Genomic DNA, 14,855 nt, shown 5'->3' with positions numbered 1-14,855 from the left:
CTCCAGCCCTCTTCAAACCTAACGCTATCCCTTGACGCTGCCGGCCGTCAGGCCCTGGACAAGGAAGCGCTCGAACCACAGGAAGATGACAAGGACGGGCACGGTCGCAATCACCGCACCCGCCATGAGGTGCTGACGCGGCACCTCGGAGGAATTGAGGGACACGACCCCGCGCGACAGGGTGAAGATGTCCGGATTGTCGAGGAACATGAAAGCGAACAGGAACTCGTTCCAGGCGATCATGAAGACATAGAGCGACACGGAGGCAAGCGCGGGCAGCGACAGCGGCAGGGTGATCTTCAGGATGACGCCGATGCGCGACAGCCCGTCCATCAGCCCGGCCTCTTCAAGCTCTGCCGGAATGCCCCGGAAATACCCCTGCAGCATATAGAGCGCGACCGGAATGGTCGTCGCCGGATAGACGATCAGGAGCCCCGTCAGCGTGTTGCGCAGGCCCAGCTGCGAGAAGACGGCATAAAGCGGGATCACCAGCACGATAGCCGGCACCATGTAGATCAAGAGCACCGAGCGGGCGAGGAAGGCCTGGCCCGGAAACTTCAGCCGAGAGACCGCATAGGCGCCAGGCACGGAGAACAGCAGTGTCAGCAGGACCGTCGCGATCGAGACAAAGGTGGAAACCAGCAGATAGCGGCCGAAATTGAACTTCGTGAACAGCTCCACATAGGAACGAAGCAAGCCGTCGAGACCTTGCGAGAAGTCGATCGACAGATCCAGCGGATTTGCAAGCAGAGCCTGCTGGCTTTTGAGCGATGTCATCACCATGACGTAGAAAGGCAGCGCGACGATGATGGAAAAGACGACGAAGCCTATGCCCTTGGCAATGCGGATATAGACGACCTCGCGCTCGTAGCGGCTCATGGCGCCGAGGTGCGCACCCGACAGAGTGATGCTGATTGCAAAGGTAACCCCGCCGACAACGAGAGCCAGCGCGCAGGCCTGCCAGAGCGGCACCGAACTGAGCGGCAGGCCGAAGGGCGCTGCGAAGGAGGCCACCATCAGCACCAGGAACAGGGTCATGGCGGCAAGTGTCCATGCCGGCAGCCCTCCGGCGCTGGCGGAAGACTGGCGCCAGACGAAAACCAGCGCACCGAGGAGCCCCGCAAGCCCGGCGGCCGTTGCCTGTGGCATCGCCACATCGCCGGTGACGAGGGTCAGGGTCACCCCGATCACGACCATTGCGGTGACACCCCAGATGAGGCCGGTGATGGCGGTGATGAGAAGGCTTGCCGGTCTCATAGCCCTTCCTCCTTCGGCGAGAAGCGGATGAAGAGGGTGGCGAAGGTGACGAGGACCACGAAAACCACCACGGCAACGGCAGCCCCCGCACCGAGATTGGAGAGGGCAAAACCCTGCTCATAGACATCGACGGTGAGCGTACGGGTACCCGCATTGCCGCCGGTCAAAAGGAAAATGTCGTCGAACTTGTTGAAGGTCCAGATGAAGCGCAGCAGGAACAGCACCGAGAGGATGCCCATCAGCTGCGGCAGCGACAGGTACCAGAACTGCTGCAGCGGCGTCGCCCCGTCCATTTCGGCAGCCTCGTACATATCCGTGTTGATCGACTGCATGCGCGCCAGGATGAAGAGGAAGGACAGCGGAAAATAACGCCAGGCCTCGAAGGCGATGACAGTGCTGAGGGCGAGCGGAAATTCCATCGGAATGCCGAGGAAGGAGAACTCGATGGCGCGCTGGCCGAAGAAATTGATCGGGTCGGTGACGACGCCCATCTTGGTAAGCAGCGCATTCAGCGATCCGGAGAAGGGGTCGAACAGCACCACCCAGGTGAAGGCAACCGCGATCACCGGCGAGACATAGGGAAAGAGAAACAGCCCGCGCAGGACACCCCGGCCGATGAAGACCGTATTGAGCAGCTGCGCCGCAAAGAGGCCGAGCACCAGCGCCCCGCCCGTGCCGAAAATCGTGTAGTAGAACGTCACCCGCAGCACCGACCAGAATTCATCGGCGCTGAAGATCCGGTTGAAATTCTCGAAGGTGAAGTCGAGATTGGTAAGGACGTTGTTGGCCTCGCCGGTAACCATCGGCTCGCTGGCTCGCTCCGGCCGGTTGGCGGCGAGAAATGCTGCCGAGACCGTGCCTTCAAGTGCGAGATTGTCGCGCCAGCCGGCGGCAACAGTGCCAAGTGCGCAGGTCAGCTTGCTGCCGTCGACCGTGCAAACATCCGGCAGAGATGTCACGGCAAAGCCGTCCGGGATTTGATCGGTGAGGACGACATTGCGGATTTCCTCGTCCTGCGAGGAATTGCGCGACCGGTATTCCAGGCTCGCCGCATCGCCTTCCGCTTCAGGCCTGCCGCGCAGCCGTTCGTTGACGAGCACGGCCGGCGGGCGCAGGTCGGCGAGCTGGACCGGCTTCACGCTGATCCAGAAATTGGCCATCAGCGGTCCGGCAACAATCATCAGGATGATGGCAAAGGTCGGTGCCAGCATGAGATAGGCAAGCCACATCTCGCGGCGCTGCATGGGTCCAATGCCCTTCGGCGGACCTGACGATGTGTCGGCTTGGGTCTTGGTGCTCATCTTTGTGGCTTTCGGCTTGCCGGTAAAACCTTGATTTGTTCGGATCGCCAGAACCTCGTCCCGGTTAGGCTATCCCCCTCTCCCATTGGGAGAGGGTTGGGGTGAGGGGTTACGGCTTCATTGGATAGTCGAGAGGTTTGTCCCCTCACCCGGAGCTGTGCTCCGACCTCTCCCCTTGGGAGAGGTGATCTGAAGTCGCAGCCAATACTTGAGGCCACGTTCCCCTTCGCAATCTTTCGCCACATCGGAGAACCATTTGCCGGACCGGGCAACCGTCGGGCGGGTTGCCCGGTCCGCTCTTGGATGGTCGGCACCATCCCGTCTCTCCAAATGGGAGCTGGAGAGACGGAACTTTGGTTACTGGATCTTGGCCAGTTCTTCGTTGAGCTTGGCAACGGTCGCTGATGCATCACGCTCGTCGTCGATATATTCCCGTACCAGACGGTTGATGACCTGACTGTTGATCATCTTGGAAGCAAGCGAAAGCTGACCTTCCTTGACGCCCCAGCGGCTGGCGGTATCGAGACCGGAGACGATGGTCTGGATCGTGTCTGCATCGTAGAGGTCGGTCAGCGGCGCCTTGCGATCGACACCCACCGGCAACTTTGCCCAGCCATCGACATACCCGGTCGCGTTGCCGGCCGCACCGCGGCGGATCGGGAACTTGCCTTCCGGTGCGATCGACAGCGTCTTCAGGTAGCCGTCATCCATCGAGAATTCGACGAACTGCATGGCGGCCTCGGTGTCGGCGTCATTGGTGATGCCGAAGTAGCGGATGTCGGCCCAGGCTGCGCCGTCCGGATTGGACGGCCCCTTGAGGGTGGTGACGACGCCAGTCTTCGAGGCAAGTTCGGACGACGTCGGATCGTCGGTGATCGTCGGCGGAGCGCTGTCTCGCAGGCCCGCAAGTTCATCCAGGATGAACGGCGACCAGATGATCATGGCGGCCTTGCCGTCGAAATAGAGTTCGCGCGACTGTTTCCAGAAGAGATCGCCCGGAGGTGAAGCCTTGGCGATGGCCTTGTAGAATTCGAGCGCTTCGACGGTTTTCTTTTCGTCGAGTGGCTTGAAGCCGTCACCGTCAACCGGGTTGACGCCATTGGCCAGGAACACATGCTCCAGCACCTGGCTCATGAAATTCTCGTCAACCTTGGTGGCGGCGACAAAGCCGAACATTTCCGGCGGATTGTGCAGCTTTTCCATCGCGGCCAGGATGTTTTCGTAGCTGTCCGGGGCGGCGAGACCGTTCTCCTCGAAAAGGTCCTTGCGGTAGATCACCATCTGCGTCCAGCCGTCCACCGGCACCGAGGCGACACCGTCTTCGACGCTGGCCATGGCAGCCGCGCCCGGTGCGAACGTTCCGGGACCCAGCTTTTCGAACACTTCCGTCGCGGCTTCCGTATCAAGGATACCTGCTTCCGCCCAGGGCAGCGCATATTGCAGCGTGTGATAGATCACGTCCGGCAGATCGCCGGCGGCGAAGGCGGCCGTGGCGCGTGTGCCGAGATCGGTCTCCGAGACCGGAATGACATCCACGTCGATGCCGGTCTTGTCCTTGAACGCGGCCGCGATTTCCTGCTGCACGGCCAGACGCTCGGGCTGTTCCTCCGTCGTCCAGAACCGAAGCGTGTCGGCCTGCGCCGCGGTCATGCCCAAACCGAGCACGCCCGCAATCGTCGAGGCCAGGAATGTTGTCCTCCCAAACATACTACTCTCCCTTCCTGCCAGTGTTTGGCCCGCCAGACTTTGGCCGGCCGGAATTTGGCTGTTGCTCCAGCCGGTTACGGAGCGCTTCTGCCAGCGCCTCCGGTGTCTTGCCCGGTGCGCCGTCGGAGGCGCGCCGGATCAGGGCCGCCTTGGCGAGCGCCTGCAGATCCTTGGGCTTCTTGCCGTCGAGACTGTCGATCAGCATGCGCGCCACGCGGCCGCCGGCCTCCTGGGCGCTCTGCGAGAAGGTCGTCAGCGGCGGGTCGAGATATTCGCCGACAGGCAGGCCGTCATAACCGATCACGGTGACGTCGGAGCCGACCTTGAGGCCGTATTTGCGGCAGAACTGCACGGCGCCGATGGCAAGCGCATCAGTGACGCAGAGCAGCGCGGTCGGCGGTGTCTTCTGGCTCAGCAAAGCCTTGGCGCCAGCAAATCCGCCCTTTTCTCCGAGTGTCTGCAGGCTTTCCAGGTCCGGATCGTGCGGCACGCCCAGTGCTTCCAGTCCCTGCCGGTAGCCGTTCCTCCGCTGCAGGGCGAAATTGAGCTCAAGCGGTCCGCCGACAAAGCCGATCCGGCTGTGACCGAGGCTATAGAGATGACGGACGCCGTCGGCGAAGGCGGCTTCGTTGTCGATATCGAACCAGGCGTAGCCGGATGGATCGCGTGTGCGGCCATGGGCAACGAACGGGAAGTTCTGCTCGACCAGATAGGCAATCCGCGGATCGTCCACCTCCGTGCGGGTGACGATGAACCCGTCCACCTTGCGCCGGGCGATCAGGCGCTTCAGCGTCTCGATCATGTGGCCGCGCGAGTGGGCGGTTGTCACCAGCAGATCCAGCCCGAGTTCGTCCAGCGCCCGGGAAATGCCGTCGATGAATTCGGAGAGGAACGGATCGGCGCCGCTGCCGTGGCCGACGGGGATAATGATGCCGAGCGTGTCCTGGCGGCCGCGCTTCAGGTTTCTAGCCGTCGCCGATGGTTGGTAGCCGAGGTCCTGCACTGCCTTCAGGATGCGCTTGCGGGTCGCTTCGGAGATATCGGTGTAATTGTTGAGGACCCGCGAGACGGTTCCCTTGGCCACGCCCACATGGCGTGCCACGTCGTCAATCGTGACGGAATCGCGCATTCGCGACATCGATCCTCCCTGGACGCCTCGCGCCCATTTCCCCGGCGCTCTTCGCTCAGGCATCAGGTTTTCTTGGGTAAAAGGGTTACAAAACCGATTTTGTAAGTCAACAAAATCGGTTTCGGAGCCAGAAACAAAATTTTTCGCAAAGCGGGAAGTCCCTGTCCCCGCAACAAAACATCAGGTTTGGCCGTTTCGGAGCTGGCGTGTATTTGTGGCCCATGAGAAAGCGACTGCCTGAAGTTTGAAGGCTTTGACTATGACAACGCCGCCGGTGTCACCCCGGACAAGCGCAGCGCAGATCCGGGGCCCACTCGCAGGTAAACTTGCTGAAATCTATGCTATGCGGGCGAGCAAAGCCGCACGCTCAGGAACTTTTGCTAAACGCACTGGAAATGAGTGGGCCCCGGCTCTCCGCTTTGCTGCGGCCGGGGTGACACAGGGGGGGCTGCACTGTTTTCAGCCAATCTCGGCGGCTGCACCTAGAAAGCTAACGAAATCCGCCGCCTCAGAACGCCACGCCGGACACAAGAATGAGATTGGCGTAGGGCGTGCATTCGCCGGTGCGGATGACGGCGCGGGCGCGGGAACATCTTGCCTTGAAGTCGTCATGTGAAACGCGGACATGCTCGATGGGCTTGCCCGTTTCAGCCGCCCAATGGGCAAGCCGGACCTCGATTGACGTTGCGAGCTCTTCCGAGGCTTCCTCGGCAAAGACGGCCTGTTCGATGATCAGTTCGTCGGAGAGCGCATCCAGCACATCGAAGAAGCCGGGAATGCCCGGGCTGACGGCCAGGTCAATCACGCCGATTCCCGCCGGCACCGGTAATCCGGCGTCGGCCAGCACGATTTCATCCAGATGACCGAGCGAGGCAACGAGCTTGCTCAGGTGCCGGTTCAGGAGTTTTGTACGTTTCATGGCTTCTCTTTTTCTTCTCCGGACATTCTAGGTCAGAGAGACCAGGGCTTCGCAGAGCGGTGCTGGATCATAATAGGGGGCCGATGCCTCACTGACGAGGTCGAGACGGACAACCCGGACACCGTGATCTTCGATACCCCGGGTCTCGCTTTCCGGCACATTCCGGTCGATGATCACGAAATTAAGCAGCTTCTCTGAAGGGCAATTTTCGCCCGCGTCGCGCCTGAGATACGCCAGCAGTGTTTCAACCTTGTCACGGAGCGTCATGGCACCCGTCTCCGGGTCCGCACCGATGCCGGGCACGTAGACCTTCGGCACCGTGCGCGCGGCGACCGCCTTGCCGACACCCTCCGGCAGCAGGTTGGCGATGAGGCTCGTATAGAAGCTTCCCGGCGCATAACAGATGAGATCGGCCGACTGCATCAGCGTTCGGTTGCGTTCCGGGAGACTGGCTGAAACCGGCGCCCGGCCGCTGAGGTCCGGATTGAGAAAAAGATCCCGGATCGGTACGTCAAGCGGGGCATGTTCCTTGCCGGTCAGAAGGTGCTGGCCGATGACCGTGCCACCGTCTGCAAGATCGGCGCCGAGATGGAGATTGGCGTCCGTCACGGCACGCACGGTTCCCTGTACGCCGACGAGTTTGGCGACAAGGAAGATGATCGGCTCCAGCTGCTGGCTCTGGTTGAGATAGCCGCCCGCCAGGATAAGGTTGCCGATGCTGGCGCCGCGCAGGTCGAAGCTTTTCGGCCGCGCGGCGTGGAACATGCCGAGCTGGTTCTGGATCAGCGTGCGCATGGGCTGCTCGATCGCTTCCACCAGCGGATGCGTCCCGGCGATCATCGCCTCCAGTTGCCGTCCGAGATCCGCTGCGTCGGCCTGTTTGGAAAAGCGATGGGTGAAGAGGCGGAAAACCTCCGGATGACCGAGCACGGTCTCATCGGCGAGCGCCATCAGCCGGCTGCGCAGATCGCCGATAGCAGGCATGTTGAAGGCAAGCCGCAGCCCTTGCGAACTTCCGCCGGAATCGAACGGTGTCACCAGGTGGATCGAGTTGTGGGTATATCGCTTCAAACATTGGGCAACCCCGTTCAGCGCCGAACCTCCGGAGAAGAACAGGAGCCTCGGCCCGAGTTTGGGATTGGAAAGGAACCGTTCGACACGGAACGGGTCTGGCAGGCGCACGGCACGGGTAATGGTTATTTCGCTCAAGTCCAGTCCTTCACCAGCGCCGACCGGCACATTGTCTCAAGTCTTTCGCTTCTGCAGTGCGGCTCATGTCGGATCCGTATCGTCCGGAAATCGTTGACCTTTGCCCGCGGCGGACCGGAGCCACCCTGATCCCGGATCGTGTCGAAAAAACGGTGGCGCCGTTTCAAACCCGAATGCGTAAGTCGCCTGCGGAGACCACCTCCAACCGAGGTTGGTTCAAGTTCTTCTGTTTGAGCGCAGAACGGTACGGAATTTCAAGACGAAAAGAACAGCAGGTGTGCGGAGGCAGAGAAATGCCACCTGGCCTTGTGCTCTGCAGCAACGAATTGGTTTGCGTTCAGGAGCCACAGACCACACATGAGGGCGCAGATCAGGGCGGGCAATCCGCCCTCAGTCCGGAGGACCAGATGACTGCGCTGACCACTGCCGCCCTCGATACCGCGATCCGGAACCCGGACAATCCGACCCATCTGATGGTGATCAAGGACGTGCCGCGGCGCATTCGCATCTTTCAGGGCGCGTCGCTTCTCGCCGACACCGTCCACGCGCTGCGCGTCCTGGAAATCGGCAAGAGCTTCTACGATCCGGTGATCTATGTCCCGAAAGCCGATCTGAAAACCCATTTCGGCTATGTCGACAAATCCACCCATTGCCCGATCAAGGGCGAGGCGAGTTACGTTTCCCACGACGGCGAGGAGATCGGCTGGGTCTACAAGACCCCCGTACCAATGGCTGCGAAACTTGCCGGTTATTACGCCTTCTGGCCGGCGAAGGTCAGGCTTGTCGAAGGCGAATAGGGACAATCCGGCCCGGATGTGATCCCCCGGGCCGCAAAGACCGGCGGGTCAGGCAGCCTTGCTTTCGGCAAGCACCGGATCCAGCGCCGTCAGAATGCCGGTCCAGCCGCCTTCGTGGCCTTTCCGGGCTTCCTCCGACGCGAATTTCACGTGGGTCAGCGTCACTTCCGTGCCGCCCGCACGCTCAACGAAATCCAGCGTCACTTCGCTGTCCGGCAGCGAGAACGGGCTGTCCCAGGTAAAGACCAGTTTCCGGTAGCGGTCGATGGTCTTGTAGAAGCCCCGGTGCGGGATTTCCTTGTCTTCCGTGCGCATCACGATCTCGAATTCCCCGCCCTCGACCGGGTTGTTGGTGACCCGGGCCGTCGGCCCGCCAACGCATGGCGTCATGAATTTCGCCAGGGCTTCGGGGTCGAGCCAGGCTTCGAACACCCGGGCAATGGAAGCGGAAAACCGGCGGGATACGACTACACTCAATTCACTCATCGTCCGTCTCCTTCAAGAGCAATTCGTCCAGGATGTCGAGGCGTTTGGCCCAGATGGACCGCAAATCCTGGAACCAGCGGTCGATCTCGCTGACCGGGCCCATGTCGGCCTCGATCAGATGCTCCCGCCATTCGGTCCGCCGGCGCACGAGCCCGGCAGCTTCCAGAACCTTGATGTGCTTCGACACCGCATTCAGGCTGACGTCGAAATGCCTTGCCAGATCGGTGACCCGGATCGGCCCGTGCTGCACCACAAGGGTCAGCAGGCTTCGCCGGGTCGGATCGCTCACCGCTTTCAGGATGTCGGTGAGTTTCCGGTCATCAAGCTTTCGTTCAACCATATGGTTGAATTACAACACGTGCCAAATTTAGTCAACCATTTGGTTGAATAAAAATCGGATCAGGTGAATTTATCGCGGCCGGACCGGCTTTCAGTCCTTGCCGACATCCTCGACATAGACCAGTGCCCGGCCCTGACAGACCTTCGTCCCGTCAGCCGTTTCGCAGACCGTTTCCAGATCGACGAGGTGCTTTTCGGGCCGGAGGCGCGTGATGGTGACGGAGGCGGTCAGCGTTTCGCCCACAGGAGCCGGCGCCAGGAATTCCAGGCTTTGCTTCAGGTAGTTGGTGCCCCGCCCCGGCAGTTCGACACCAAGCAGGTAAGAGAACAACCCACCGATCAACGGTCCGGGAACCGCGACCGGAACGTTGCCGTCGTCACCGCTGATCAGCGCGAAGTCGCGCATGTCCGCGAGGGAGTACGCCCGGGTCAGTTCCGCACGCTGCCCGACCTCGAAAAGAGCTGTTCCGGTGCTCATGCGCGTACTCCGAGTTTGCAGCTTCCGGCCAGGGTGACGGCGCCGTCTTCACTGCGGGCAATCTCGATCTCGATAAGATCCGGTTCCGTCGCACACTCGGTAAAGGAGAATGCCAGTTCCTCGTCCGCATAGGCCGGGTTTGGGAACATCAGCGTCTGCATTTGCTGCGGCCGTCCTGGATAGATCGCCTGCAGATGGGCAAACACGCGGGTATAGAGCAGCATGCCGTGGGAGACAGTACGCCCGAAGCGGGTGCGGGCGGAAAACTCCGGATCCACATGGATCGGATTGTCGTCACCGGAGAGCTTGGCGAAGGCGTCGAAATCGGCCTGACGCGGGGTCCAGGTGAAGGTCGTGCGCTCCTGCGCGTCGGCGGAAAGGGACATGGTTTTAAGCGTCCTCCGGAGTTCTGGCCGACAGATAGTCGTCCTTGAGGATATTCTTGCGCACCTTGCCTGCGGCCGTGCGCGGCAGGTCGGTGACGACGGCAAAGTCTTTGGGGATCTTGTAGGCGGCAAGCTGCTTGCGGCACCAGTCCGGCAGCTCGGCCGTGTCGATCTCTGCATCCGGCCGGACGATCAGGAAAGCGGCCCCGACCTCACCCCATTTTGCATCCGGAATGCCGATCACCACCGCTTCCAGGATGGCGGGATGGGAGACCAGAACCTTCTCCACTTCCGCCGGATAGACGTTCTCGCCGCCGGAAATGTACATGTCCTTGATGCGGTCGACGATGTAGTAGTAGCCGTCCTCGTCGCGCCGGCCTATATCGCCGGATTTCAGCCATCCGTCGACGGTGAAGGCAGCGACGGTCGCATCTTTGTTGTCCATATAGCCCGGCGTGATGTTGGGACCGCGGAACTGGACCTCCCCCTCCCCCGGACCTTCGACGATGCCGCCGTCACTGTCGACAAGGCGCACGTCGGTCAGGATCTGTGGCTTGCCGACCGAGCCGATCTTCTCGCCCGCATGCGCCCTGTCCATAAGGAACACCGTTGGGCCAGTTTCGGTCATGCCCATGCCGTTGCAGATGGTGACGCCGCGCTCCTGGAAGTCGGTCAGCAGATGCTTCGGCACCGGTGCACCGCCGCATCCGAGCGAGCGGACCTTGGCGAAATCCGTCTTGCCGATGCGGGATGACAGGGCAAGCGCCTGATAGATTGCCGGCACGCCGAAAAAGCAGGTAACTTTGCCCTCATTGATGAGCCGGAGAACCGTGTCGGGATCGAACTTGCGCAGCACGGTCGACAGGCCGCCGTTCAGAAAGATCGGCAGCGTCGGCAGATTGATGCCGGCGGTGTGAAAGAGCGGCAGGAAGTTGACGCCTTTCTCTTCAACCGAGAGACCTGTCGCCTGGCAGTAGTTGATCATGTTGGCGTAGGCCATGCCCGCGGTCTGGATGACGGCCTTGGGCAGGCCAGTGGTGCCGGAGGTGTAGAGCAGGTACCAGGGGACGGAGGCCTTGACCTTGCCGCAACCGATCGCAGCCGGGCTGGCATCCTCCAGAAGCCCGTCCAGCGCGCTGCCGCGTGTGCCGCCTGCACCCAGCGGCAGCAATTCCAGCCCGCTGCCGCCGGTCAGCTCTTCTGCAGCCCCGGCGAAGGCATCATCGTGAAAGAGAATTCTGGCACCGGAAACGTCCAGAATGGGTTTCAGCTCTGCCACCGGTTGGCGCCAGTTGAGCGGGACCAGCAGGATCCCGGTCTTCTGTGCCGCAAACAGCGCCACGAAGACATCCGGATGATTGAGGCAAAGCACGGCCGCCCGGTCGCCCTTATGAAGGCCCCGCTTCATGAGCAGGTTGCCGAGCCGGGTAGCACGGTCGTTGATCTCGCCGAAGGTGAAGCTCCGGCCCGTCTCATGGTCGATGAAAGCGACCGCGTCCGGCGAAAGCTCGGCCCTCTTCGCGGCCATGTCGGTCAAAAACTCCATGTGTCCTCCCAACACGTGGGTCCCGTCGGGCTTGAGGCCCGAGTTCCTCTCAGACCCTTTTCAGGCCCGTTTTCTGGTGAAGCCCTTCATGCCCTCGAGCGTGCCCTGACGGCCGATCAGATCGAGGAAGCGCGTCTTTTCCTGGTCGAGCCGCCGGCGGACGTCGCCGCGACGGTGGTCGTCCCAGACATTCTGGCGCGTTGCCTGGTGGGTCTGCGCAAAGCCCTTGCCGAGCTCTTCGACCCAGGCCTCGACGATGCCGGCCAGACCCTGCAGCGGTCCCGATTTGGCGGCAAGGCCGAGTTCCACGGCCTCGGCTGCACCAATGCGGGAGTTGCGGTACTGGATCGCCAGGGCCTTTGCCGTGCCGATCCGGTCCGGCAGCAGCGCGGTCCAGCCACCATCCGGCCCGAAGCCGACCTCGCTGTAATAGGGCTGGATGAAAGCGGTTTCCGACAAGGCGACCAGATCGGCCGCCAGCATCAGCCCGGTCGACCCGCCCGTGACGGGGCCGTTGACGGCAGCCAGCACCGGCGCCGGAAAGGCAAGCAGATCGAGGATCGCCTCGTGCAATCCACCGACAAGAAGATCCGCATAAGCCAGCAGTTCTTTTTGCGAGCGGGCATGGTCGAGAAATCCGGCAATATCGCCACCGGTCGAGAAGCTGTTGCCGCGGCCGGAAAGAACCAGCGCCACCGGCTCCCTTGCCGCGGCTTCTTTAATGGCATTACGAAGGTCGGAGATCAGTGCCGGAACAAGCGCATTGTGCCGTTCGGCCCGGCTCAACCAGAGCCAGATCGCCCCGTTGCGCAGTTCTGTTTCGACCAGACTCATGACAGGAGGCTCATGGCAAGAGGCTCACGGCTTGATGCCGTTTTCGATGAGATCGTAGGCAGTCTCGACCAATTCGGAAATGGGCTTCTCCGCCTTGAATACCACCAGTTGTTCGCCGAGCGACCTGGCAATGCCCATCAGTGCCCAGGCGCGGGTTTCTGCATCGCCTGCGGAAATCTGCCCGGCGGCTTCCGCGACTTCCAGACCGGCGCGATAACCGGCCGCAAAGGTCCTGTAGTATTCTTCATAGGCGGCGGGATCGACGAAGAGGGCCTCCTGGACGATCCGGTAAAGATCTGGATGAGCCTGGACGAATTCGAGAAAGGCAAAGAGGCCGGCCTTTTCGGCGGCCAGCCTGTTGCCGATGCCCTGTGTGGCTTCGGCGATCGTGTGCCGCACCAGCCGGCCCATTTCCAGCACCAGCTCGGAGAAGACCTGCTCCTTGGTGGCGAAATAGATGTAGAAAGTGCCTTGGGCGACCCCGGCCTCGCTGGTAATGTGGCCGATGGAAGCGTCGTTGTAACCCTTCGCGCCGATCACCCGTTCGGCAGCCGCAAGGATCGCTTTCCTGGTGGCTTCCCCGCGCGCCGTTTTCGGCTGGCTCACGGCCCCCTTCTGCGGCACCTCTGCTTCTGCGGCCGGTTTGCGCACGTCCGGTGTCCTCCCAACTTCCTGAAACATGAATCAGTATTCATGTTTGACGTTCAATTGCAAGAACCTTCTGTGAAATCGGCCTGCCTTCGCCATCGCTGAAATGCTGATGGCCTCGTTTGGCCGAAATTGACCTCCAAAACATGCAAAAAATGATATATGACGTTTGGACGCAGCCAGCCATTTGACCTTGATCAAGGCAGAAACTTTGGTAAGCAGTTTTGAATGGCTATAAATTAGCTGCTAGTCTGGAATCGGACGGAAAGGTTCAGGCGAGCATAAGGCCGCGCGGGACGCGAGTTGCGCGGGCAGGAGAGGCGCTGGCAAGGGTGCCTGCGAAGAGAGGATCCTGAGTATGGACGTGCACGCGTATCTGGAAGAGCGCCTGGGCAAACTGCATGACAATGGTAATTACCGCGTTTTTGCAGATCTCGAACGCCAGTCCGGCGACTTTCCGCGCGCCAAGCGTTACCGCGAGGACGGCTCCGTTCAGGACGTGACCGTCTGGTGCTCCAACGATTATCTCGGCATGGGCCAGAACGAAAAGGTCGTCGGTGCCATGCAGGAGGTGCTTGCCAAATGCGGCGCAGGCGCCGGTGGCACGCGCAACATTTCCGGCACCAACCACTACCATGTTCTTCTGGAGAAAGAGCTGGCCGACCTTCACGGCAAGGAAGCGGCCCTGATCTTCACCTCCGGCTACGTCTCCAACTGGGCGGCCCTCGGCACGCTGGCCTCCCAGGTTCCGGGCATGATCGTCTATTCCGACAGCCTCAACCACGCGTCCATGATCGAGGGCATCCGTCATGCCCGCTGCGAGAAGCGTGTCTTCAAGCACAATGACGTTGCCGATCTGGAGCGCCTGATGGCCGCCGACGATCCGGCCGCACCCAAGCTGGTCGCCTTCGAAAGCGTCTATTCCATGGACGGCGACATCGCGCCGATCAAGGAAATCTGCGACGTTGCCGACAAGTTCGGTGCCCTGACCTATCTCGATGAAGTCCATGCTGTCGGCATGTACGGCCCGCGCGGCGGCGGTGTTGCCGAGCGCGAAGGCCTCATGGACCGCCTGACCATCATCGAAGGCACTCTCGGCAAGGCCTTCGGCGTCATGGGCGGTTACATCACCGGCTCCAGGACGGTCGTCGACTTCATCCGCTCCTTCGCCTCCGGCTTCATCTTCACCACCGCCCTGCCGCCGGCACTGGCCGCCGGTGCGACGGCCTCGATCCGTCACCTGAAAAACAGCCCCTTCGAGCGCAAGGCGCACAAGGACCGGGTTGCCCAGGTACGCGCGGCGCTCGACAAGCGCGGCATTCCGCATATGGAAAACCCGAGCCACATCGTGCCGGTGATGGTGGGCGACGCCAAGAAGTGCAAGTGGATCTCCGATATCCTGCTGGAGACCTACGGCATTTACGTGCAGCCGATCAATTACCCGACCGTGCCCGTCGGCACCGAGCGCCTGCGCTTCACCCCGACGCCTTTGCACACGGCCGAGGACATCGAACATCTCGCCAACGCGATCAACGCCCTGTGGTCGCAATGCGCGCTGGCCCGCTCCGTCGCGTAACGGCAAACGGAAGCTGACAAGTCAGGAACCCGTTCTCGCAAGAGGGCGGGTTTTCCTTTTTAGGGAGCACTACCTCCTCTCCCTACTGTCATTCCGCACAAGTGCAGCGAAGCTGTGCGACGATCCGGAACCCAGATGTATTTGCGCCGCAGGCGCTCCTTCTCTAGCTAAAGAGCAAGCTTGCGCTCGCGCTGATGTCTGGATCCCGGATCTGCGTTCGGCTGCGCCTCACTTGTCCGGAAT

15 protein-coding genes are annotated in these 14,855 nt (G+C 61.5%); 2 read left to right on the top strand and 13 right to left on the bottom strand.

Annotation, left to right across the window (positions count from 1 at the left end):
* Positions 1-24: 24 nt before the first annotated feature.
* The 6 genes from ACX3M4_RS23540 to ACX3M4_RS23515 form a co-directional block, all read right to left on the bottom strand.
* Complete coding sequence (locus ACX3M4_RS23540; RefSeq protein WP_459355401.1) at positions 25-1,257, bottom strand: carbohydrate ABC transporter permease; 1,233 nt, start codon at positions 1,255-1,257, stop codon at positions 25-27.
* Positions 1,254-2,558, bottom strand: a complete 1,305-nt coding sequence (locus ACX3M4_RS23535) for a carbohydrate ABC transporter permease (protein WP_459355400.1) — start codon at positions 2,556-2,558, stop codon at positions 1,254-1,256. Before ACX3M4_RS23535 ends, ACX3M4_RS23540 begins: the two co-directional genes overlap by 4 nt.
* Before the next feature lie 357 nt (positions 2,559-2,915).
* Positions 2,916-4,265, bottom strand: coding sequence for an ABC transporter substrate-binding protein (locus tag ACX3M4_RS23530; RefSeq protein ID WP_459355399.1), 1,350 nt, complete (start codon positions 4,263-4,265; stop codon positions 2,916-2,918).
* Between the two features lies 1 nt (position 4,266).
* Complete coding sequence (locus ACX3M4_RS23525; RefSeq protein ID WP_459355398.1) at positions 4,267-5,394, bottom strand: LacI family DNA-binding transcriptional regulator; 1,128 nt, start codon at positions 5,392-5,394, stop codon at positions 4,267-4,269.
* A 508-nt stretch (positions 5,395-5,902) separates the two neighbouring features.
* Positions 5,903-6,313: a D-ribose pyranase gene (rbsD, locus tag ACX3M4_RS23520; RefSeq protein WP_459355397.1), complete on the bottom strand. Its 411-nt coding sequence runs from the start codon at positions 6,311-6,313 to the stop codon at positions 5,903-5,905.
* A gap of 27 nt (positions 6,314-6,340) precedes the next feature.
* Positions 6,341-7,522, bottom strand: coding sequence for a GAK system CofD-like protein (locus ACX3M4_RS23515; RefSeq protein WP_459355396.1), 1,182 nt, complete (start codon positions 7,520-7,522; stop codon positions 6,341-6,343).
* Between the two features lie 407 nt (positions 7,523-7,929).
* Between ACX3M4_RS23515 and ACX3M4_RS23510 the strand changes: the two genes are divergently transcribed.
* Positions 7,930-8,319 (top strand): DUF427 domain-containing protein, encoded by a 390-nt coding sequence (locus tag ACX3M4_RS23510; RefSeq protein ID WP_459355395.1) that lies wholly within the window; start codon positions 7,930-7,932, stop codon positions 8,317-8,319.
* Positions 8,320-8,367: 48 nt separating this feature from the next.
* Here the strand turns inward: ACX3M4_RS23510 and ACX3M4_RS23505 are convergent, their stop codons facing one another.
* The 7 genes from ACX3M4_RS23505 to ACX3M4_RS23475 all read right to left on the bottom strand — a co-directional run bounded on the left by ACX3M4_RS23505 (position 8,368) and on the right by ACX3M4_RS23475 (position 13,069).
* Positions 8,368-8,805, bottom strand: coding sequence for an SRPBCC family protein (locus ACX3M4_RS23505; protein ID WP_459355394.1), 438 nt, complete (start codon positions 8,803-8,805; stop codon positions 8,368-8,370).
* The gene (locus ACX3M4_RS23500) at positions 8,798-9,145 is read right to left on the bottom strand and encodes an ArsR/SmtB family transcription factor (RefSeq protein WP_459355393.1); all 348 of its coding nucleotides are present in this window, start codon (positions 9,143-9,145) and stop codon (positions 8,798-8,800) included. The genes ACX3M4_RS23505 and ACX3M4_RS23500 overlap by 8 nt, the downstream gene beginning before the upstream one ends.
* A 90-nt stretch (positions 9,146-9,235) precedes the next feature.
* Positions 9,236-9,622, bottom strand: a complete 387-nt coding sequence (locus ACX3M4_RS23495) for a hotdog family protein (RefSeq protein ID WP_459355392.1) — start codon at positions 9,620-9,622, stop codon at positions 9,236-9,238.
* Positions 9,619-10,008 carry a MaoC family dehydratase gene (locus ACX3M4_RS23490; protein ID WP_459355391.1) on the bottom strand — a complete coding sequence of 130 codons (390 nt, stop codon included), beginning with the start codon at positions 10,006-10,008 and terminating at the stop codon, positions 9,619-9,621. Before ACX3M4_RS23490 ends, ACX3M4_RS23495 begins: the two co-directional genes overlap by 4 nt.
* A 4-nt stretch (positions 10,009-10,012) precedes the next feature.
* Positions 10,013-11,554, bottom strand: coding sequence for an AMP-binding protein (locus ACX3M4_RS23485; protein ID WP_459355390.1), 1,542 nt, complete (start codon positions 11,552-11,554; stop codon positions 10,013-10,015).
* Between the two features lie 60 nt (positions 11,555-11,614).
* Positions 11,615-12,388 carry an enoyl-CoA hydratase/isomerase family protein gene (locus ACX3M4_RS23480; RefSeq protein ID WP_459355389.1) on the bottom strand — a complete coding sequence of 258 codons (774 nt, stop codon included), beginning with the start codon at positions 12,386-12,388 and terminating at the stop codon, positions 11,615-11,617.
* A 24-nt stretch (positions 12,389-12,412) separates the two neighbouring features.
* On the bottom strand, positions 12,413-13,069 hold the full coding sequence (locus ACX3M4_RS23475; RefSeq protein WP_459355388.1) for a TetR/AcrR family transcriptional regulator: 657 nt from the start codon (positions 13,067-13,069) through the stop codon (positions 12,413-12,415).
* A gap of 325 nt (positions 13,070-13,394) precedes the next feature.
* On the opposite strand from ACX3M4_RS23475, the gene hemA reads away from it, so the two are divergent.
* The gene (gene hemA, locus ACX3M4_RS23470) at positions 13,395-14,612 is read left to right on the top strand and encodes a 5-aminolevulinate synthase (RefSeq protein WP_459355387.1); all 1,218 of its coding nucleotides are present in this window, start codon (positions 13,395-13,397) and stop codon (positions 14,610-14,612) included.
* The last annotated feature ends 243 nt before the right edge of the window (positions 14,613-14,855 follow it).

Source organism: Roseibium sp. M-1, assembly GCF_054515675.1.
Note: the sequence above shows the minus strand (reverse complement) of the source record. Positions and strands in the feature narration are given on the sequence as shown.